20 protein-coding genes and 1 tRNA gene are annotated in these 21,924 nt (G+C 30.2%); 8 read left to right on the forward strand and 13 right to left on the reverse strand.

What is annotated here, in order from left to right; genetic code table 11:
- The first annotated feature begins 32 nt into the window (after window positions 1-32).
- Both H0I26_RS10865 and H0I26_RS10870 read left to right on the forward strand, forming a co-directional pair.
- Window positions 33-1,067 carry a tyrosine-type recombinase/integrase gene (locus H0I26_RS10865; protein WP_218698479.1) on the forward strand — a complete coding sequence of 345 codons (1,035 nt, stop codon included), beginning with the start codon at window positions 33-35 and terminating at the stop codon, window positions 1,065-1,067.
- A gap of 746 nt (window positions 1,068-1,813) precedes the next feature.
- Window positions 1,814-2,014, forward strand: coding sequence for a hypothetical protein (locus H0I26_RS10870; RefSeq protein WP_218698481.1), 201 nt, complete (start codon window positions 1,814-1,816; stop codon window positions 2,012-2,014).
- A 126-nt stretch (window positions 2,015-2,140) separates the two neighbouring features.
- Here H0I26_RS10870 and H0I26_RS10875 read toward each other — a convergent pair whose 3' ends face one another.
- The 7 genes from H0I26_RS10875 to H0I26_RS10905 form a co-directional block, all read right to left on the reverse strand.
- Window positions 2,141-2,704: a tyrosine-type recombinase/integrase gene (locus H0I26_RS10875; RefSeq protein WP_218698483.1), complete on the reverse strand. Its 564-nt coding sequence runs from the start codon at window positions 2,702-2,704 to the stop codon at window positions 2,141-2,143.
- A gap of 235 nt (window positions 2,705-2,939) precedes the next feature.
- The gene (locus tag H0I26_RS10880; protein ID WP_218698485.1) at window positions 2,940-3,236 is read right to left on the reverse strand and encodes a hypothetical protein; all 297 of its coding nucleotides are present in this window, start codon (window positions 3,234-3,236) and stop codon (window positions 2,940-2,942) included.
- 3 nt (window positions 3,237-3,239) lie between these two features.
- Window positions 3,240-6,263 carry a type III restriction-modification system endonuclease gene (locus tag H0I26_RS10885; RefSeq protein WP_218698487.1) on the reverse strand — a complete coding sequence of 1,008 codons (3,024 nt, stop codon included), beginning with the start codon at window positions 6,261-6,263 and terminating at the stop codon, window positions 3,240-3,242.
- A 3-nt stretch (window positions 6,264-6,266) separates the two neighbouring features.
- Window positions 6,267-8,138, reverse strand: coding sequence for a site-specific DNA-methyltransferase (locus H0I26_RS10890; RefSeq protein ID WP_218698498.1), 1,872 nt, complete (start codon window positions 8,136-8,138; stop codon window positions 6,267-6,269).
- Window positions 8,135-8,905, reverse strand: coding sequence for a DUF4391 domain-containing protein (locus H0I26_RS10895; protein ID WP_218698500.1), 771 nt, complete (start codon window positions 8,903-8,905; stop codon window positions 8,135-8,137). Before H0I26_RS10895 ends, H0I26_RS10890 begins: the two co-directional genes overlap by 4 nt.
- Entirely contained in the window at window positions 8,906-12,064 is a 3,159-nt protein-coding gene (locus tag H0I26_RS10900) for a helicase-related protein (protein WP_218698502.1), read from the reverse strand.
- Window positions 12,061-12,261, reverse strand: coding sequence for a helix-turn-helix transcriptional regulator (locus tag H0I26_RS10905; protein WP_218698504.1), 201 nt, complete (start codon window positions 12,259-12,261; stop codon window positions 12,061-12,063). Before H0I26_RS10905 ends, H0I26_RS10900 begins: the two co-directional genes overlap by 4 nt.
- Window positions 12,262-12,376: 115 nt before the next feature.
- Between H0I26_RS10905 and H0I26_RS10910 the strand changes: the two genes are divergently transcribed.
- Genes H0I26_RS10910 through H0I26_RS10920 form a run of 3 tightly spaced genes read left to right on the forward strand, consistent with a single transcriptional unit; the run spans window position 12,377 to window position 12,986 of the window.
- On the forward strand, window positions 12,377-12,583 hold the full coding sequence (locus H0I26_RS10910; RefSeq protein ID WP_218698506.1) for a hypothetical protein: 207 nt from the start codon (window positions 12,377-12,379) through the stop codon (window positions 12,581-12,583).
- Between the two features lie 3 nt (window positions 12,584-12,586).
- Entirely contained in the window at window positions 12,587-12,814 is a 228-nt protein-coding gene (locus H0I26_RS10915) for a hypothetical protein (RefSeq protein ID WP_218698508.1), read from the forward strand.
- The gene (locus tag H0I26_RS10920) at window positions 12,801-12,986 is read left to right on the forward strand and encodes a hypothetical protein (protein ID WP_218698510.1); all 186 of its coding nucleotides are present in this window, start codon (window positions 12,801-12,803) and stop codon (window positions 12,984-12,986) included. The genes H0I26_RS10915 and H0I26_RS10920 overlap by 14 nt, the downstream gene beginning before the upstream one ends.
- 298 nt (window positions 12,987-13,284) lie before the next feature.
- On the opposite strand, the gene H0I26_RS10925 is transcribed toward H0I26_RS10920, so the two are convergent.
- The 5 genes from H0I26_RS10925 to H0I26_RS10945 all read right to left on the reverse strand — a co-directional run bounded on the left by H0I26_RS10925 (window position 13,285) and on the right by H0I26_RS10945 (window position 17,997).
- Window positions 13,285-14,784 (reverse strand): hypothetical protein, encoded by a 1,500-nt coding sequence (locus H0I26_RS10925; RefSeq protein ID WP_218698512.1) that lies wholly within the window; start codon window positions 14,782-14,784, stop codon window positions 13,285-13,287.
- 4 nt (window positions 14,785-14,788) lie between these two features.
- Window positions 14,789-15,079, reverse strand: coding sequence for a helix-turn-helix domain-containing protein (locus H0I26_RS10930; protein ID WP_218698514.1), 291 nt, complete (start codon window positions 15,077-15,079; stop codon window positions 14,789-14,791).
- 86 nt (window positions 15,080-15,165) lie between these two features.
- A complete protein-coding gene (locus H0I26_RS10935; protein WP_218698516.1) occupies window positions 15,166-16,386 on the reverse strand; it encodes a hypothetical protein in 1,221 nt (406 codons plus the stop codon).
- Window positions 16,387-16,449: 63 nt separating this feature from the next.
- The gene (locus H0I26_RS10940; protein ID WP_218698518.1) at window positions 16,450-17,670 is read right to left on the reverse strand and encodes a site-specific integrase; all 1,221 of its coding nucleotides are present in this window, start codon (window positions 17,668-17,670) and stop codon (window positions 16,450-16,452) included.
- 242 nt (window positions 17,671-17,912) lie between these two features.
- A tRNA-Ser gene (locus tag H0I26_RS10945) sits at window positions 17,913-17,997 on the reverse strand.
- Window positions 17,998-18,196: 199 nt separating this feature from the next.
- Here H0I26_RS10945 and H0I26_RS10950 point away from each other — a divergent pair.
- The 3 genes from H0I26_RS10950 (at window position 18,197) to H0I26_RS10960 (ending at window position 20,670) form a co-directional block, all read left to right on the forward strand.
- Window positions 18,197-18,826, forward strand: coding sequence for an NAD(P)H-dependent oxidoreductase (locus H0I26_RS10950; protein WP_218698520.1), 630 nt, complete (start codon window positions 18,197-18,199; stop codon window positions 18,824-18,826).
- Between the two features lie 72 nt (window positions 18,827-18,898).
- Window positions 18,899-19,372, forward strand: coding sequence for a thioredoxin family protein (locus H0I26_RS10955; RefSeq protein ID WP_218698539.1), 474 nt, complete (start codon window positions 18,899-18,901; stop codon window positions 19,370-19,372).
- 104 nt (window positions 19,373-19,476) lie between these two features.
- Window positions 19,477-20,670: a DegT/DnrJ/EryC1/StrS family aminotransferase gene (locus tag H0I26_RS10960; protein WP_218698541.1), complete on the forward strand. Its 1,194-nt coding sequence runs from the start codon at window positions 19,477-19,479 to the stop codon at window positions 20,668-20,670.
- 76 nt (window positions 20,671-20,746) lie between these two features.
- Here H0I26_RS10960 and ribB read toward each other — a convergent pair whose 3' ends face one another.
- Complete coding sequence (gene ribB / locus H0I26_RS10965) at window positions 20,747-21,901, reverse strand: 3,4-dihydroxy-2-butanone-4-phosphate synthase (RefSeq protein ID WP_101018272.1); 1,155 nt, start codon at window positions 21,899-21,901, stop codon at window positions 20,747-20,749.
- Between the last annotated feature and the right edge of the window lie 23 nt (window positions 21,902-21,924).

Below are 21,924 nucleotides of genomic sequence, written 5' to 3' on the forward strand. Positions count from 1 at the left end.
GTCTTAAAAAATTAAATATTTATGCCATTTTTATGAAGATAAAACAACCTATTATACCTTTTTTTAAACAGTTTATTAAAGATAGTACATCCGGTAAGCGTTTAAAAAAAAATGGCGAACGTATTTCTCCTCAATCTATTAAAAATTATCAATATGTTTTAACTAATCTAGTTAAATTTCAAACAGAAACTAATTTTGAGTTACGCATCTGTAGTGCTTCTAAATTAAACACAAGAGAATTATCTTCTGAGAAAAACTATTGGAAAAAGTTTTATAAAAAATTTACTGAGTTTTTATACAAAAAGGGGTGCTACGATAATTATGTAGGTGCAAATATTAAACATATCCGTACCTTTTTTAATTACCTTAAAAATGATAAGGATTTTGCTACTGGAGATTTTCAACGTTTATTTTATATACGAAAGGAAGAGGTGGAAATATTAGTGTTGTCTCCAGAACAATTAAAATTTTTAATACATGATCAAGTGTTTGATAATGCTTTATCACCAGCAATGAAACGGTTTAAGGATGTGTTTGTATTTGGTTGTACTACAGGTTTACGTTTTTCAGACATTTTTAATTTAACTAATAAAAATTTCGAAAAACAAAATAACGATTGGTATTTAAAGATTAAATCTCAAAAAACAAAGACTTATAGCTTTATAAAGCTACCTAGTTATGCTGTTGCTATTTATAAAAATTATAAGCCTACGTCGTCTAGAACGTCTGTTTTTGGAAGTATTAGCTTATTTATTTTTAATAGAAGCTTAAAAAATATTGGAGAAATGGCTGGTTTTATTAATCCTATCCATGTTACTAGAGAGCGTCAAGGAAAAACAAAATCTACAACAAAAAGTACGTTGCGCTTTTGTGATAAAATGAGTTCGCACATGATGAGACGTACTGCAATTACAACACTTCTAATTCTTGGAATGCCAGAGCATTTAGTCAGAAAAATTAGTGGACACAGCAGCTCCAGTAGTTCTTTTAATCGATATGTGCATTATGCGCAAGTGTATATCGATAAAGAAATTGATAAAGTGCATAGTAAGTTAGAGAATTTTTAAATATTTATGTTGCACTTATTACATGAACTTAGAAAGTTTTAATTAATGGATTTTTTTTAAGGTGGAGATTATTATTAACCACTATTTAAAGTTGTCAATCTGTTTTATAGGTTTTTATCAATGTGATTTTTTGATAGTGACTAAATCATTATATATTATAATCTAAGCTAGTGATTTATGTATAATTAAGATCACGCTATTTAAACGGTTAGTGTTTTAGATTATTTTTAAATGGTAAAAGCTGCATTACGTGTATTGTAAAAAGAATATGTTTTATTGGTATTATGTCGATTTTTATAAGGTTGATGATGTTTTACTAGTGAAAGTGTGAGTTATAAAAATAAATTAGAAAACGTTTTACGGGGATGTAGTTTTTTTCTTTTTAAAATTTCACAACTTTTTATGTTGATCAAAACAGCACTAATAAACACGAAAGTATTATAAATGAAAAAGCCTTACATAAAAATGTAAGGCTTTTTGCGGAGAGTAAGGTTCCGCCACCTATCTTTAAACATCAATGTTTACTATGCTTTCCAGAGGTTAATTTTTTAGGGTAACTAATAGGGTAACTCTCTCTGTTTTACTTCTAATTTATTTCAATGTATAATTGAACTACAAATATAGAAACTATTGCTCTCTAATTTTTAATTGTTTTAGAAATATTTTAGGGAATGCTAGGGAATCCCTCGCTACACCTAGAGTTATGTTAGATATTTGCAGTATTAATAACATAAAAATATATAATTATGATTGAAAATTTAGAAAAAATTAATTTGGATGAAACTCCATTAACAAGGCAATTATTAGAAAACTACGTTTTAAGAATGTATGAAGACGAAGCAGATTTGTCAGATGAATCTTTAAAAACTGAATTAATACTATTGAAGAATAGTAATGAACTTCAACAATTAGTTTTGGCTGAAGCTCTAACTAATCTTAAGATGTAGTTTTCTGAAAAATGTATAATAACATAGATAGGTGAGTTGAATAGTATTAAACTCACCCATGTTATTATATTCTTATAAAATTAAATTTTGAACTTTTACAAAAAAAATAGTGAGAAGGAAAGATATTTATAAACTCATATAAATATCATCCAACTCTTCTTGTCTTATACCTAGGTATCGTTTTGTTATTGCTGGAGACGAATGATTAAATAAATCTGATAAGTATAATAGGGCTTTTTCAGTTTCATTATTATTTGAGTACACTTGACGTCCAAAAGTTTTTCTTAGTGAATGTGTTGAAATTGATAGATTTTTAGTTCCGAAGAATTCTTTGATTTTACGATTTACATATTGGGTACTGTAAACGGTGTTTTGGTTTGAAGTAAAAATAAAACCTTCATGTATCTCAACTTTAGATTTTAATAGTTCAAAAGCGTTTTTAATATTATCGTTAATTCTGATAATACGTTTCTTGTTTGTCTTTTTTTCTAAAAGTATAATTGAATCAGATTCTAAATCTGAATATTTTAAAGAAAGTAAATCAGAAATACGTAAACCAGAATTAATACCTAAAACTACTAAAAAACCTAATTTATAGTTTTTGTCATTTTTAATTAATTTGATTGCTTTGTTAAGCGTAGAATCAAAATTTAAATAATCACTTGTAGTGACAGAACCTTTAACACTCATATCTTTATTATTTCTATCACAAATATAATAAAAATAAGTTTCACTTCTAACTATTTTTAATTAAAAGTGAAACTATTTTACGATTGATTTATCATGAAAACAGTTAATCTATTGATTGTCAGTGTTTTATGTAAATAAAAAAGTTTCACTTCTAATAATAGTGAAACTTTTTAGTTAAAAATAAAAATCAAACTGTTAAATCATAATGCACTAAGTTTTCTTTTATACAATCGCTTTATTTTTTAATGCCAACATAAACTCTATCTAAACTAACACCAGAACCCCAAGTAACTTCATAACAAACTACATTTTCTGAGGATTTAATCTCTAACTTAATAAAATCAGAAAAGTCGCCTTTAAATTCGTTTGCTACCCAAACCTTTTTAAATTCAAATTCTCCATCATAGTAAATAAATTCAGTAGTATTTGACGGTACATTAGATACCTCGTTTTCTTCGTCTATTATAACTTCTCCAGTTACTGGGCATTTAAAATACAATGGACTTTCAATATATACTTTTTTTATTTTCATACCCTATTTCATCAAAGCTTCATTGGTAACATCTTTCATACTAGCAGCTACAATCATCTTACTATCCAAAGCGGTGAAGTGTTTTTTACCACAATCTATTTTCCCTTGCTCTTTTGGTCTTAAATCAAATAATCCAGTACTTCCTTTAGATTCTACAACAAAGAATAACTTTTCCTCATTCTCATCTTTCCAGAGAATAGCCCAATCTGGATTGTATGTTCCTAGTGGTGTATCAATCTTAAACCAGTTTGGAAGTTTTGCGTACACAGAAATATTTTCACTTTCCTCAAAATCATTTGCTAATGTAGATTCTATACCAGAATCGTAAACCACATAATCGTAAGGTGACTTTGTACTCTCTTTCAAATTATTCTTTAAATAACCGAAAAGCTCTTCGTTTTCAAAAAGTTCTTGACTATAATACTCAGCATCATCTATTTTACTGTATTGGATACCATCAATAATATGCATACGCATCTGCTCATTAATAATATCAATGCAACCTTCAATGAATTTTTGAGGATTAATCTTGAAATACGGTAGTCTGGTAGTTCCAGTTAGTATCTCTACAATCGATTTTCTAGTTAACTGCGTTTCGTTCTGTAGGTAACCAACAATATCTGGAAGCACTTCAACTTCTTCATGTAAAGTTTCTGTTCTAACACTGTTAGGTTTTATCTCGGCGTCAACACCTCCAATAACAATAGAAATCGATGCTTTACTATAATGTAATTTTCCTCTAGTAATTTTTAATCTATCGTCTAATGCGTTAATACACTCTTTCACTAAACTAGCAGAATCAAAATCTACAGAAAATGTAGTTTTATACTTTACACGCTCCCAAAGTTCTTTAAACTCTGGACTATCTAAAACTCGTTTATTAACTTTAACTCTTTTCTTTTCGTCTTTGTTTTTAATTTCTAGTTTACCAGCTGCATCTTTTAAATTACTCAATACTTGCTTTAAAACATGTTTGTTTTCAGTAATTTCTTCTGGTAAGGTTACATTATCGTTTTTTAAGTCTGTTCTTAAATCGTCTTGTACTTTTCCTTTTGCATCAATATAGCCTTGTGCTAATAAATGTTTAAATAATTCTTCGGACTTTTCTTGACCTAAATATACTGGTGTTTCGTCTTCAATAGCCAACACCACATTTGCAAAACTATGCGTCTCTAATATCCCAAAACGGATACCAGTATCAGATTCTACTTCTTTCTGGAAGTTGCTTACAAAATCGCTGTAAGATTCTGTTGCCATTACCGTAAGTGTATTCACCTCATGACCATAAATACGCTCTCCGTCTTGGTTTACGCATAAACGTAACCCTCTTCCAATTTCTTGTCTTCTTTTTATTTCTGAATTCCCAGCATCTTTAAGTGTACAAATTTGAAATACATTAGGATTATCCCATCCTTCTTTTAATGCCGAATGCGAAAAGATAAAACGTAATTTAGACTTGAAGCTTAACAGCATTTCTTTGTCACGCATGATAAGACTATACGTGTCTTCATCTGCTTTTACACTACCAGAGGTATCTTTGAAATATTCGAACTTGTCTTTTTTGTTACTTGACTTACTCTTTTTATCAATTGAAAAATATCCATTATGAACTGCCGAAGCATCTTTTTCATCATCTGTTATTTCTCCGAATAGACTTACATATTTTGGTTTGGTTATTAGCTTTAAATATTCTTTTTCAAATATTTGGGCATACTCACCATTTTCAGCATTTCCTTCTTCATCATATACACGGTATTTACCAACTGAATCTATAAAAAACAAACTCAATACCTTAATACCTTGAGGATTTAAAACTAATTCTTTGTCTAAATGTTCTTCAATGGTTTTGCTTATTAAAGCTGTTTTTACTTGCTTTTCGTCTACAGCTCCAATAGATTGTCCTAAACGTATAACATCTTCTTTACTAGTGAAATCGATATATTCATTTCCTGGAACTGCATGAATATCTTTTAAAATATAACCTTCGTACTCAATTCTATCTGTAAGCTGTTCTAAATCTTCATTTTGCTTTACAGCATAAGTTTTCCTGGTAATGCTCCCGTTTTTGAATGCATCAACTTCTATTTTTGCAATAGGAAATCCTTTACTAACTTTTACACTAACTAATTTAATATAGGCTTGATTGTTTACACCTTCCGTTTGCACAGAACCTACTTCAATTTGCTTTACCAATTTTCTATCATAAGCATCTATAGCATCTAGTTTATACATAAGGTTTACTTTTTCCTTATGAGTGGCAGAATACCTTACAATAGCTAAAGGTTGTAAACTTTTAACTGCTTTTTTACGAATAGGCGTACTCATGGTACTTTGCGGCTCATCTATAAAAACAACTGGATTTGTGTTTTTAATAAGGTCTAAAGGTTTGTAACCTAAACTATCATTATATCTATGAATAATATTGGTTTTATTGTCCTTACTTGGGTCTTTAAAACTTTTAGAAAATGCATCAATATTAATCACCATAATTTCTAAACCATCGTTGGTAGAAAAATCACGGACTTCGTTTAGTTTACTACTATCGTAAATAAAGAAGTTGTAATTAATATTATCATACAGCTGTTTAAAATGCTCTTTGGTAATCTCTAACGATTTGTAAACACCTTCTTTAATAGGAATTGAAGGCACAACAATAATATGTTTAGAAAAACCATATTTACGATACAGTTCCATAATAGAACGTAAATACACATAAGTTTTACCAGTACCAGTTTCCATTTCAATTGTAAAATCTAAATGACTTTTATTAACTTCTTTACGCTCTGAAGGTTTTAAACCATTGGCTAATTGAATGTTTTGTACATTCTCTAATAACTTGCCTTCGCTTATCGTTAAACGGTTACCATAACCTATTTCGTTGAAAGACATGTTATGCTGTTTTGCTAGAAATTCTGGTGAATACACCGTAAAATTAGCTTCACAAACTTCTTGACCTTGAAATATATCTACTATTGCGTTAATGGCTTCTTGTTGGTAGTCTAACGCAGCATCAAATTGAATTTTCATACGTTAAATACTTTTTATTTCTGTGATACCAAAATGTTTTAAAGTCTGTACCGAATTAGTTTTTTCTACATCTGTAAAGCCAGTATCTTTAAAGATAACACGACACATTTCTGGATTAAGGTCTTCTTTCCATTTACCAATACCTTCTGCAACTTTACTGTTTAGGTTGTCACCCAAACAAATAAATAAGGCGCCAAAACCAACATTAAAAACGGTTTTACCTTCAATAGTTTTTTCTTCTATTGGTAAGGTTAGGTCTAAACCGTATTTTAATAATATCTCATACAATACATCTTCTTCTGTTCTGTCATCTTTTATATTTGTTACTGAATCCCAAAGACTAGTTTCTAAATCATCTGGATTACCATCCCAACCTTTTATATTAGAACTATCTAGTTTAAATACTTTAAAACCTAAATCTAAATCTTTTGCTTTTTCGGGGTTTTCTTCTATTATTTTTTTTGCAGCTCTACGTATACGTTCTTTTCCTATTTCCGTGATTCTCTTATAGCCAGACTTAAATGCTTCGGTTTTTTCTTCCGTTAGCTCTGGCAATTGAACTTGAATGTATTTTCTTTTAGCATCATCTTGGCTGTTTAGTTCCATTAAAGAAACAGCTGTAGAGGCTGAGCCAGAAAAGAAATCCAAAACAATATCATTCTCAGTTGAACCTGCTGTTAAAATTGTTTTTAAAAGTTTAGTAGGTTTGGGAAAGTCAAAAACATCTTTATTAAATAATGCTTTTATTTCTTTAGCTGAATCTTGTGAATAGCCATGATTGTCTAAAATTGTAGCTAGAGTTGTGCCTTTACGCACTTCGGAAAGGTATCTCTTTAGAAAAGGAGAACCAGAGTTTTCTCTAAATCCAATCCGATTTTCGGACAATAATAAATTTACTTTATCTTGATTATATAGCCAACATTTATTTGAAGGAGGAGAAAATGATTCTCCAGTTTTTGGGTTTTTAATATCAAAAATACAACTTTCAGTTATTCTCCCTCCCTTACCGTTTGCACTTAAATCCGATGCGACCCAATCTCCTTTCGGGTCGTTATCTGGATTAGAATATCTACTATTGAGTTTTGCGCTTCTGGGTTGTAAATTTAATTTTAAATTATCTATTTTTTTTGCAAAAGCGACTAGGTATTCATGATTTTTACCAATAATTCTATCGTTTGGAGGTGTAGCTCTCCTCTTCCAAATTAAGTTTTCAATAAAATTATTTTCTCCAAAAACATCATTAGATGCTTTAATTAAATTTTCAAACTCATTATCATCAATACTCATAAAAATAACACCATCCTCTGTTAATAAATTCCTAGCTAGTTGTAAACGAGGATACATCATATTCAACCAATTAGAATGATACCGTCCATCGCTATCACTGTTCGTGCTTAATTTATTACCATCACTATCTACTTGCCCAGTAACTTCTTTGTAATTTTTAAGGTTATCCTTGTAATTATCTTTATAAACAAAGTCCTTACCCGTGTTATATGGCGGGTCTATGTAAATCATCTTTACTTTACCAGCATAAGATTTTTGTAACAGTTTTAACACTTCCAAGTTATCACCTTCAATGTATAAGTTCTCCGTAGTATCCCAATCTACGCTTTCGTCTTTTGCTGGTCTTAACGTACCAGTGCTAGGCTTGTGAGCTTCACGTCTGGCTTGTGTTTTACCAGCCCATGTAAAGCGGTAATATTCGTCTTCCTCTTCAATATCTTCGCCTAAAACGTCTTGTAGCACCTTAAAATCTATTTTACCTTCAGTAACGATTTCGGGGAATAATTGTTTAAGCTTCTCAATATTATCCGTTACTAAATCTTTACTTTGCGTTAGGTTATCGCCTGGTTGTATTTTATCTATGCTCATGATGTGCTGAGTTGTTTTTTAATGCGTTGTATGTCTTGTCTCTTTTTATGAATAGCTATATTTAAAGCTACTTTAGTATTGAGTTGTTTTTCTTTGCTTAACTGGCTTTTTAGGCTAGTAATTTCGGTTTCTATATTTTCTATAACTAATAAATTAGCCATATCTTCTTCAGTACGTTTTTGGCTTCGCTTATTAAAGCTTCCCGTACTTACAGCTACTTGATATTGTACTACTGCTTGTATGTAACTTTTATATGTAGTTTCTAGATTGGTTTTGTCCAGCGTATTAAAATCTAAAGTTTTAAAAAAGGCTTCCGTTTGCTCATTTTTATACAGTTTAGAAATTGGTGAGGTGCTAAAATATTGCTGTACCACCAATTTATTTTTATCAACCTGGTTAATGCGTTTCTCTGCTACGTTTATAACAAAATCGTTACCATCTTCTATTACCAAAACCACTTGGTGCGCTATATACTTTTGGATAAATTGTATACAATTATCTGCATATTTTGTTATTTGATTGTTAGTAATGGTACATGTAATTATTAAAATATTTTCGTAGCTAACGGTTTCAGTTAACACACCTGGAATATTACTTTTTTCCAGATTAACTTGTGCTAAAATTTCCATAGACTCAATAGCATTGTTTAGCAACTTTTTTTCAGCACTGGATAAGCTAAAATTCCTAAGAAAAAAAGCTTTAGTTAAGCGCTGTGCTACTAGACCACGGTCTGGTATTTTAAATATATTATTAAACGGGTTACTCATTTACTTAATAATTAAATAACTGACTAATTCTAAAGTATCATCGTTACCTATATTTTTATTTAATAAGTTGATAGCGCCACGAGTCGCTAACATATCTAAACCAACTTCTTCTTGTACACCAACAACATCTTTTAGTGCTGTATTTAACACTTTGGTGTATGCTTCCATTTTTTTAGAGGATTTAGTTTCTTTCTCAAATTCTGATACTAAATCTGGTAATACTTTATCGTTACCCATAGACAACTTTCTAAAATAATCTAAAGCTATTTTTGTTTGTGAAGCTGTAACGGTCTCTTCTCCATCTAAACTAGCATACACTAAGAAATAAGGATATAAAATGTTGTTTTTAAGTTTATCACTTATATTGTTACTAGTATCCTTTAAACAAAATATTACACCTTCTTTTACATTAGATAAATTAGATTTCACAATAGCGTAGGACGCTGGTGGTATCTCATTTAAAGCTTCTATTTGTGCATCACTACTTTTTTCTAAATCTATTTTAAAATCGTTAAAGGTCATATCGGTAATAGAAATATTACCATTAATGTCTTCTAAATCTAATACCTGGTCTTGCAATTGTTTTAATTGACGTTTTCGATAATCTAAATCTTGCATTTCACGACTGTTTCTAGAAATGATATTGTCTTCTCCAGTTGCAGAAACATCTAGCATAACCATTTTACCTTGAACTCTAGCTACTAAATCGATGAAGCTATCCAGTTCCATACTAGGAAAAAAGTTTACTAATTGAATTTGTTTGTTAATAGAACCAATTCTGTCTATTCGTCCAAAACGTTGAATTATACGTACTGGATTCCAATGAATATCGTAATTTACCAGGTAATCACAATCTTGTAAGTTTTGACCTTCTGAAATACAATCTGTACAGAATAGCACATCGATTTCACTGGTTGCTTCTGGATAAATATCTTTTCGTTTTTTTGATAGTGGTGAAAAATGTGTTAGGATGGAATTAAGGTCGTTACGACACCCTTTCATATTAGTTTTGTTGTCACCCGAACCAGTTATTAATGCAGAATTTAATCCTTTGTCTTTTTTAATCCAGTCATTTAATTCTTTGTACATATAGTTTGCTGTATCTGCAAACGCTGTAAATACAATAACTTTTTTATTATCTCCGTTTAGAGGGTTTTCAATTTTTCCTTCTATAAGCTTTTTAAGCTTCAAGAGCTTAGCGTCACGGTTTACATCTATTAGTTTAATACTTGCTAGTAAACTGTTTAAAACATCCTTATCGTGTCTTAAATCTTGCTTCCAGCGTATGCCGTCAATATCTTGCAGAAGCACTTTTGTTTTACCTCCAATTAATAAGTCTTCTAAATCCGTATCGTCTAAATCTATATCTGTAATATTAATATCTAAATCTATATTACCGTTTTGATGTTGTTCCAGTTGTTTTAAATTGGAATTTACTAAACCAATAAGTTTTTCTACCGTTAGTTTAAAGGAGTGTATTGAACTTTCTAAACGTTTTAAAAGATTAACACGCATTAAATATATCAAACTCTGCTCTCTATCTACTTGTTTAAAGACACTACCAGTTTGCGTCTCCATATCGTATTTCTCCTCGTAATACTCACGTTTATCAGACCTTACATATCCTAAAGGTGTATAGGAGGCTAAAGTTAGTGTGCTGATTTCGTCATAAATTTGCTCTATATCTTTAAACTGTTTTTTCGTGTCTATTTCTGGAGTTATCGTAATAGGTTTTAAACGGTCTGGGAACTTGCCAATATCTTTGGTGTCATAATACTTTTCTATATGTTTTCTTGACCTTGCTATTGTTAGCATGTCTAGTATTCTGAAGTAGGCACCATCTAAATGTTGCATTAATTCATTCACATCTAAATTGTCTGGGTCTCCATCTCTAAACCAATTGGTAAATCTACGCTGAGAATCTCGCATTACTTGAGTTACACTATCAATACCATGAGAAGCAAAAGCAGCATCGTCACCCTCTGTAATAAAAGCTATTTGGTTTTTAAGGTCATTCATTTTGTTGTTAACTGGTGTAGCAGATAACATTAAAACTTTGGTTCTTATATTTGACTTGATAACATCGTTCATTAAACGCTTGTATCTAGTCATACCTCGTTTAGTGGGGTTATTTCTAAAATTATGTGACTCATCAATAACGACTAAATCATAATTACCCCAATTAATAGTTTCTAAATCTACGTCACCAGACTTACCACGTTCTCGAGATAAATCTGTGTGATTTAAAACGGTATAACTTAATCTATCTTCAGTTAAAACATTTCTCTTATCATTTAACGTATAAATAGTCCAGTTTTCTCTAAGTTTTTTTGGAGCTAAGACTAATATTTTTTCATTTCTCAAAGAATAATATTGAATTACTCCTAGAGCCTCAAAAGTCTTACCTAAACCAACGCTATCAGCAATAATACAGCCACCGTAGGTCTCTATTTTTTCAATAGCACCGATTACTGCATCCTTTTGAAAATTGTAAAGCATACTCCATATTTTGGAGTCTTTAAGTCCTACTTTTTCAAGTTTCTCATCTGCTCGTTCGTTTATAGTAGAATAATGGAATATTTCACGAATACAGTATTTGTAAATCGCTTCACCAGTAAAATTTGAAGTTCCTTTTTGTAACTCTTCAATCACCATATTATTTAGGGATTGACTACTATTTTCCCATGAATTATTGAACAACCCTAAATATGTGTTATTTATATCTTCTAGAGAATTTATCAGTACTGGAAATTGAGAAGGTATTATACCCAAACTAACAGAATCTAAATTCATTGGTGTTAACGTGAAACATGTAGAACCATCATCATTTTCAATTATAAGTATGTTTTGGTTTGCAGTATTTCCTTTTCTGAATTGGATTTTATCTTCTATTAAGCCAATGACTTGGTTTATTTTATATTTTCTATCTAAAGCTAAGTTTAATTTCTGCTCAGCATCATTCTGTATAAATTGAAAATTATATTCAGCTTTTAAGTCTAATAAAATATTTACTCGATTGGATTTTTTAAGTATTTCAATTAATTCAAAAACAGCAAAAGCAGTAAAGAAATTACAACTGATATAAACTTTTGAATCTTCATTAATTAAATTTTTCAACTCATCGATTAATAAGCTGTCTTTGTTATTGATTAATTTCATTTAGTGGTTTGGTTATCAATTAATAGGTCTTTCACACTAACGTTTAGAAGTTCTGCTATTTCAAATAATACTTCAACACGAGGTTGTCTTCGATTAGCAGCATAACTATTAACCATATTATAGCTTTTACCCAGTCTTTCAGCAAGTAAAGATTGCTTCATGCCTTTTTCATGTAATACTTCTTTAATACGATTCATTTTGTGAAAATTTTAAAAAAAATAAATATAGAATTATTATCTCATAAAATGAGATAAATCTTTTGAGAAAATGGTCTTTTTACTTGCAGCTGCATATTTATCAATAAAGATAATTATGAAACAACCAAAGTATTATGAATTTAAACACATCATAGAATTAACTGGTATATCTGAACGTACTTTCAGATACCGAATGAAGGTCATTAAAGAAAAATATATAGACCAACCAGATTTATTATTTAAGAAGAGGCATTCTTGGAGAATCCATCACAGTCTTTTATTTGAATTTAATCACAAGTACCAAATATCAAACAAAAATTAAACTATGGATTTTATAATAGAAAACATTGAACTAATGTATACACCACACACTAAACAATTATTAATAACCTACGTAAGTATACAATATCAAGAATATGCTGATTATAGTGATGACGCTTTAAAAACAGAACTACTTTCATTATATAAAAATAACGACTTGAACCAATTAATCTTAGGTGAGTATTTAACATCTGAAGCAAGACAAATAACCTATACTAATGAAAAAGCTTAATATTAAGGTTGTAAATGAAAACAGTAAAGCGATAGCAAGAAAACATTTAATCGATATGATTAAATCTAAACATGAAAACGTTGAAGGCATTGAATATGATTCTCAATTAAAAACCTATCATTTAATAAAGGGTGATAGTGGCTTATTTAGTATTGAAATACCAAGTACATAAACACATTCGAGTACATATAGTTTTGCATCACCCTACCTACGTATTAACGGAGGGGAGACCCTTCTTATATACCCTCCCTCCGTTATTACCAAGGTACCACTTGATGCTGTAAACGTACTTTTTTGTACCCTACGTATCACGTACTTGCTAACATGCAATTTTGGGATATCTCGCTAAAACACTAAAACCAACGGTATTTTGAGGAACAGACTTTATGAGGTAAAAACATTGAGTTTAAAAAGACTTTGTAATTTATATAGATATGCAATTTACTTTCAATGTGATTATAAATAAATTATTAAGTACTGAAGTGTTTTTCAAATTGATTCATTATAGTTTCTTCTGTATTAGTTGGGTGATGCTTCTTTTTATCATCAATTGATATTACTGGAACACTCCCGAGGTGTTTATTTAATATATTACTCATAATACTATAAGTTAAATCTAGATGTTGTTTAGGTACTAATACGCCATCATGTATGGAATAAGGTATAATTTTATTTTCTACTAAATTCTTACAGATTTCATTGATAAAGATTTCGCTTTCTGTTTTTTGTAGTTTTATAGCAAACTGACTATGGTCATTAGATTTCATGGTTTCAATGAACTCATTGATTTTTGGGTAATACCGTTTAAATATATTTTTTAAAGTTCGGTATCCCTTGTTTTTAGAGTATGCAATTTTCATCCAGTTTTTCTTCGCTATTTCTCTATCCTCATTACAATTACGGTTAAGTTTAAAAATATCACATAACTCTTCATACCAATTCCCCGAAATAGTTATTAAATAGTATCTTTTGATTTCTTCTTTAAGTTCATTACTAACATTTTTGTAATGATTTTTTAATATGATATTAAATAATACTGGTTGAGAGTTTGAAAGGTCTAGGTAAGACATGTTTTCGATGCCCACAATAAACTTTCTAATATCCTTAGCCATAAAGGTAAGGTTTGTGTCTACTCGTTTGTTAGAACTGTTTCTATTGAATTTTAATGATTTATTTTTTTTACCAAAATGTAAATTTTTAACAGAAGTGATTCGTTGGGTATAGCGATTAGGAAGTTTTTTTATTTGTTTGTAAAACTCCTTTTTATCAATTTTATCATTAATAAGTTTTAGTTCCAGTTTTTCGGTCTCAGTATTTATGTAATTATTACAATATTCAATAGCTTCATTATAGTTTATCTTTAAGTTTCTTCTAAAGTATTGAGACATGGTTTTTAGGAATGATGGGTATTTTCTGTTTCGTCCTAATTCCAACTTATAAGTCTTAATCTTTTTTCTATATAATTTAGATTTTTCTTCATAAACAACTTCAATAATTTTATTATTATTCCTCTTTTTCAAAACCTCCTTAACATCAATGTTTATGGGTGTTTTGTTTAGGTTTGGTTTGTTATTTGGAATAGATAGGACAGTTGTAGTATAGTTTATAAATTCTATTGAATTATCTATATCTATTTTATATCTTAAACATTTATAATCTTTATATCTGTTATTACATTTTATAAAACTATTATTGATTAAATAACTTAGGTATATTTTATATTCTTTACCTAAATTATCTATTAATATTGGAGAACATAAAGCAAAGTAATCGTCTTTCTTTATTTTTAAAGCATTTTGCTTTGGATTTGTTAGGATATCTAATATCCAATAAAACTTATCAATATCATATTTGAACAAACTGCCTTTGTTCAAATCCATACAATCTAAACCTTTATATGGTGGTATTGTTGTAAGTTTATAATGTAAAAACTCAGTAATATCTTTGCGGATGTATAAGCGTACTGACATAAATCTAGTAATTAGCATTTTTAGTCAGTAACTCATTTATTTTGGAAATAGGGTAGAGGTAGATATCACCCATCATGGTAAATGGTATATCTCCAGATTCTCTATATTTTACTATTGTATTTGAAGATATGCCAAAAAACTCTTTAAGCTCTTTGTTTCTGTAGTAACCTTTAGAGGCTTGTTGTTTTTTAATAAGCTTTGTTTCTATTTCTTCCAGTTTATTTATTACTGGATTGAATAGTGATTGTAATTTGTCTAATTGGATTAAGACTACTGGTGATTCCTTTTGCATCATAATATATTTTGTTTAATTATTATGATGCAAATATCTTACATGTTTACAGCTATAGCGAGGGATTCCCTCGCATTCCCTAAAAATAATTAAGCAAGTCCTTCTTCATGGTTAGCTAAAATTTGTTCTTTTCGGTTTTTAAGCTTTGAAATAATAAGTTCAAGTAATTTTAATTCGTGTTGTTCATATTTATTATCATTTAGAAATCTAGCAAATTGCCTTGTAATATCATTCACTTTACTCACTTTTGCTTTATCCAAATAATAAATATTGGAATTATCGATGTACGATTTTAAGTTTGTATATGGGTGCTTTTGTCCTTGATTGTTAACATGAATAATTCCAACATCATGCAGTGCTCTATAAAATAAAGCAACTTCCATTTTACTTAATTTATACTCTAGCTTTAAATCGGTAGGGTCATTAATTAAAATGTCATCTAGTGTAAACTCATCTTCTTTATAGTTTTCAAGTTTTTTAATAAGAGAAACAAAAGAATCTAAGTGTTTAGCAATGTTTTTTAATAGAGTTCTAGTACTGTCTAGACAATATGAAAGAAAACCATAGGAATAATATCTGTCTATTTCCAATTCTTCTTCCTTGTTTTTGAGTTTAAATACAATTTCTTCTCTTTTAGGCACTTCTATGCCAGGTTCTTCTCCGAACATTTTTTTGTGAAGTTCCTCACCTATAGCCATAAGTGTATCTATTTCATCTTCATTTTTTTTATCAAATAAAATTTCATCTTTTTTTAAATCATCATCATCTTTTTCATCAATTATAATTTCTTCAGTATCATGTAATTTATATATTATTTCATCTAGTAATACATCTTTGATTGAATCATAACTGTAATTGTCATCTTGGAAATCGAAATCATCTATGTTGAAGATTCTAGCTATTTTTTTTAAGAAATTTTCATATTGGTCATGATTATCTGGAGAATAATAGAATTCACTATTCTTAATTTTGTTTGGGTTTGAAGTATCACTAAATTCAAGAGGGAATTGAGGGAAAGATTTTAAGTAATCTAAACTTTCATAATCTATTTTATTTAAGTCATTATATTTTTGCAAAACATCTTGGTGGAAAACCTTTATGAATTTTATATTAGTGGGGCTATCTGGGTCAGAGATATTGTCTATTTTGTCTTTTATTCTTTCTTCCCAATCATAAAAATAATTAACCTTATGGTAAATTTCATTTGCCCATGTGTCATAAAACATGATATTTTTAAAGTTGTTAAATATTTGAATTTTTGGCTTATATAGTTTTTCTATTTCTGCATTAAGGTCTAAAAAATTTTTCATAAAATTTCAAATAATAAAAAGCCCTCGTTGTTGAGGGCTTCTAAACTAAAAAATAATAATGAACTATGCGAATTTCTGATGTAATTTATCCATGTCGTTCTTGACATTACTATCTAATACTTTAGCATAGTGTTGGGTCATAGTTATTCTTGTATGTCCCATCATTGAAGAAACATTTTCAATAGAAACTCCATTACCAAGAGTAACTGTTGTTGCAAATGTATGTCTAGCAACATAATGAGTTAACTTTTTATCTATTCGACATAAATCTGCAATTTCTTTTAGATACTCATTAATCTTCTGATTGCTAATCATTGGTAGTAGTTTTTCACTATCTGAATCAACATACTTATCAATAATACGTTTAACTGGTGGTAATACTGGAACGTTTGATTTTATTCCAGTTTTTGCTCGATTTGTTTTAATCCAATATGAATCAGTATTATCTTTTATAAGATTACTTTTGGTTAAATTCTTGACATCAATAGGAGCGTAGCTTGTATAACATGAAAATAAAAAGATATCCTTAACTCTATTGAGTCTTTCAGAGCTGAATTGTTTTGTTTCGATTCTTTCAAGCTCATCTTTTGTTAGGAAAACAGCTTCTTTTACTACGAGTTTTTCGTCATAGGTTAAAAATGGATTACTAATAATTAAATTTCGTTTAATTCCATAATGACATACTGTTTTGAAGCATTGAAAATATTTCACTACTGAATTATGACTTATACCAACTTTACTTTTGAAAGTAGATTCGTATTTTAGGTAGGATTCCAAGTTGTAAATAAACTGATTATCAATATCGGTTATGCTAAATGATGCTTTAGCATGTTTAACTTTAATATAGTTGGTAAGTAAATCTTTTGCTCGATTGTATTTTTGTAAAGAAGCCTTAGAGCGTTCTCCAGTCTGATACTTTTTATTAAAGTAATCGTTATGTTTTTTGAATAACTCAATAATATCAATCTCTCCAATTTTAGTAGTTTTTCCATTAAGTTTATTTTTAATATCTACTAATGTAACGTCTGGATTGTGTTGCGATAATTCTATGTAGGCGTCTTCAATTTTACGTTCAATCAAATCGATAGTAGATTTACAGTTTTTTTCAGTATTTAAACGAAGCTTATTTCTAAGTTTATTGGTGAAATTCCACCTCTCTTTACTAATATACTTACCAATACTTAAAGTTGTTTTTTTACCTTGTAATTCGATTTTGGCATAAATTGGAGATTCTCCTTCGTTGTTTTGTTTATCTGTTTTTAGATAGAAAAATGTTTTAATCATAATGTTACAGTTTTAGTTTTTTTGTAAAATTAGTAGTAAAACAAAGGGTTACCGAGGGATTCCCTAGCATTCCCTAAAAAAGTAGTTACCCCAATTTTTATAAATTGAGAGGGTAACCTATAGGGTAACATAACTTTGATATGTAATGTGTATTTTGATTATATACCAAAAAACAAAAAACCCTCTAAACATAGTGTTTAAAGGGTTTTGACTTTTAAAGTGTCTTATGACAACTTTATCAGCGGAGAGTAAGGGATTCGAACCCCTGGAGGTGTGACCCTCAACAGTTTTCAAGACTGCCGCATTCGACCACTCTGCCAACTCTCCAAAGTGTCTCATTAGGTATTCCCTAATTGCGAGTGCAAATATAGAAAGCTTTTTAGTTCTATTCAAATAAAAAACACACTTTTTTTAAAAAACTTTTAGTTGCTTCCCTTATTGCCTTAGTAATCAATTTATAACATAAAATTATAGTGCATTTAGTTTTCTTAAAGGTGTAATCTTTATTTTTGAACAAAATAAAACTATGAATATAATAGAGCAGCTTAATTGGCGATACGCTACAAAAAGCTTCGATTCCGAAAAAAGCATTCCAGAAAAAGATATAGACGTGTTAACGGAAGCCTTTAATTTAACAGCAACTTCTTACGGTTTGCAGCCAATAAAGCTTCTTATTATAAAAAATAAAGACCTACAATCGACGTTAGTCCCGTTTTCATATAATCAAAAACAAGTAGGGGAGGCGTCTCATCTTTTAGTCTTTTGTATCGAATCACAAATAGATACACCTTTTGTTTCTAATTATTTTGATCGTGTCAAAGCCATACGAAATACACCGGATGATATTCTAAATCCTTTTAAAACCTTTCTGATTGAAGATTTTAAAACAAAAACACAAGCAGAAAAAGAAACATGGGCAGCAAAGCAAGTCTATTTAGCCATGGGGAATTTAATGACGGTTTGTGCGATGTTAAAAATAGACGCCTGTCCAATGGAAGGTTTTAGTCCTTCCGATTACGATCGTCTTCTAGAATTAGAAGCGTTACAATTAAAATCGGTACTAGTGATGCCTATAGGTTATAGAGCAGAAAATGATTTTATGGCAGCATTAGATAAGGTCAGAAGACCTATTGAAGAAAGTGTGATTAGGAGGTAAGACATTAAAGTGGCAAGATTATTGTTATTTCATAAAAAAGAATACTTTTGTATTGCCTTAAAACGTTTGAAAATGAAAAAATTACTGTTTCTATTTATGTTATGTGCGTCGTTTACAATGATTGCTCAAGACGATGATTTTGAAGATTACGAGTCTAATTTAAATTGGTTAACGGATTTGGCAGAAGCTAAAAAAGAAGCTGTAGCTTCTAAAAAACCAATTCTAATTTATTTTACAGGAAGCGATTGGTGTGCTCCATGCAAAATGTTGAAAAAAGATTTTTTCTACTCAGAAGCATTTGAAGAGAAAGCAGATCAATTTGTGTTACTAATGATTGATATGCCAAGACGTGTTGATATCATATCTGAAGAACAACAAAAAAAGAATAATAACGTCGTTAGTAAATATAACACATCAGGAGGCTACCCTAATTTAGTGGTGTTAAATGATAAATTACATATAATAGGAGAATTATCTGGTTATACATTTTTAAGAGAAACAGACAGACATTTTGCTTTTATCGAGGCGATTCTAGAAAATTACTAGACTATTAAAAAATAACCCTATTAAAAAACGTCTAAATTAAGTTTTAGGCGTTTTTTTTATAGCTTAAATTCTTTTAAATTTGACTACTAATAAAAACGATAGAGATGCCAGGATTTGAAAGCTTTGGAGATTTAGAGCGAAAAGAAGTAGAAGATGTACTAGATAATGGAGTATTAATGCGTTATGGTTTTGATGGCATGCGTAATGGACATTATAAAGCAAAGTCTTTAGAAACAGAAATACAAAAGACATTACAGGTTAATCATGCACAATTAGTAACTAATGGTACAGCAGCGGTATCTGTTGCTTTAGCTTTAGCGGGTATTGGAGCTGGAGACGAGGTTATTATGCCTTGTTTTACGTTTGTTGCTAGTTTTGAGGCGATCATGATGTTAGGAGCTATTCCTGTATTAGTCGATATTGATGATACATTAACCGTAGATCCAGAGGCTGTAAAAAACGCTATAACGTCTAAAACAAAAGCAATCATGCCAGTACACATGTGTGGTAGTATGGCTAATCTAGACGCGCTTAAGCAAATAGCGGAAGACCATAATTTAAAATTGATTGAAGATGCTTGTCAAGCTATCGGGGGAACGTATAAAGGAAAGGCTTTAGGAACTTACGGGGATTTGGGGTGTTTTAGTTTTGACTTTGTTAAAACGATAACTTGTGGAGAAGGTGGTGCAGTCGTTACAAATAACCCAGAGTATGCTAAACATGCCGATTTGTTCACAGATCATGGACATGACCATATTGGAAATGATAGAGGAGCGGAAACGCACCCTTATTTAGGTTATAATTTCAGAATTTCAGAATTGAATGCAGCAGTAGGTTTAGCGCAAGTGAGACGTTTAAAAGACTTTATTGCTATTCAGAAAAAAAATTACACGATTTTAAGAGAGGCGTTGTCAACTATTCCGGAAGTAACTTTTAGAACAGTACCTGAAGGCGGAGAAGAAAGTTACGCTTTTTTAAGTTTCTTTTTACCAAATTTAGAAACGACAAGAAAAACATCTGCTGCGTTTAAAGAGTCAGGTGTTGATGTTTGTTTTCATTATTATGATAACAACTGGCACTATATTAGAAAATGGGACCATTTAAAAGATATAAAAACGCTGTATCCAGTGTCTAAAGACGTTAAAGACGGTTTAGCTTATCTTAAAGATAAAACGTTTGAAAAATCAGACCATTTTATTGGTAGAAACATCTCTTGTCTAATCAAATTATCTTGGACAGAAGAAGAAACAAGACAACGTGCACAACTTATGGTTGAAGCTATAAAAGCATCACTGTAATAATAATTAATCACATAAAAAAAAGCTCCAATTTTAATTAATTGGAGCTTTTTTGTTTTATACTATGTTGTACGTTTTAATACCCTACGTATTCTTCGATTTCTAAACCGTAACCAATCATTCCAACACGTTTAGTTTGTTGAGAATTAGAAATTAATTTTAATTTATGAATGTTTAAATCGTGTAATATCTGTGCGCCAATTCCAAAATCTTTACTATCCATTGCAATTGCTGGTGCTTTTACAATCGTATTTGGCTTTTGTTCACTTTTTAAAAGAGATAAACGTTGTAAAAGATTCATCGATTCCGCTTCCTGATTGATAAATAAGATAGCACCTTTTCCTTCGTCATTAATAACGCGGAACATGTCATCTAATTTTTCGTCAGCATTATTTGTTAACGTTCCTAAGATGTCATTGTTTACTAATGTGGAATTCACACGAGTTAAAACCGTATCGTCTTTTTTCCAATCGCCTTTAGTTAAGGCAATGTGCACTTGGTTATTTGTCGTTTGTTGGTAGGCTCTTAGTCTAAAACTTCCAAATCTAGTTTCGATATCAAAATCATCTTTCTTTACAATTAAAGAATCGTGATCCATTCTGTAAGCAATCAAATCTTCAATAGAGACCAGTTTTAAATCAAACTTTTTAGCCACTTCAATTAACTGTGGTAAACGTGCCATAGTCCCGTCTTCATTCATGATTTCTACAATCACTCCTGCTGGTTGTAAACCTGCTAGTCTTGCAAAATCGATAGCTGCTTCTGTATGTCCAGTGCGTCTTAAAACACCTCCTTCTTTAGCTACTAAAGGAAAAATATGTCCAGGACGTGCTAAATCAAAAGGTTTAGTGTCAGCCTTTGTTAAAGCTTGAACCGTTTTAGCACGATCTCCTGCCGAAATACCTGTTGTAACACCTTGGCCTTTTAAATCTACGGAAACGGTAAATGCGGTCTCCATATGGTCTGTGTTATTAGTTACCATCATGTGTAAATCTAACTCTTCACAACGTTGTTCTGTTAACGGCGTACAGATTAAACCACGACCATGAGTCGCCATAAAGTTGATCATTTCAGGTGTTACTAACTCGGCAGCAGCCACAAAGTCGCCTTCGTTTTCTCTGTCTTCGTCATCAACGACTATAATAACTTTTCCGGCTTTTATGTCTTGTATAGCTTCTTCAATGGTATTTAATTTAAAAGCAGTATTGTCTTGTGTTTTTGTAGTATTCATAATAAATGTGTTGTCTTACAAAG

The sequence above is a fragment of the Olleya sp. HaHaR_3_96 genome, assembly GCF_019278545.1.
In the GTDB taxonomy this organism is placed as follows: Bacteria; Bacteroidota; Bacteroidia; order Flavobacteriales; family Flavobacteriaceae; genus Olleya.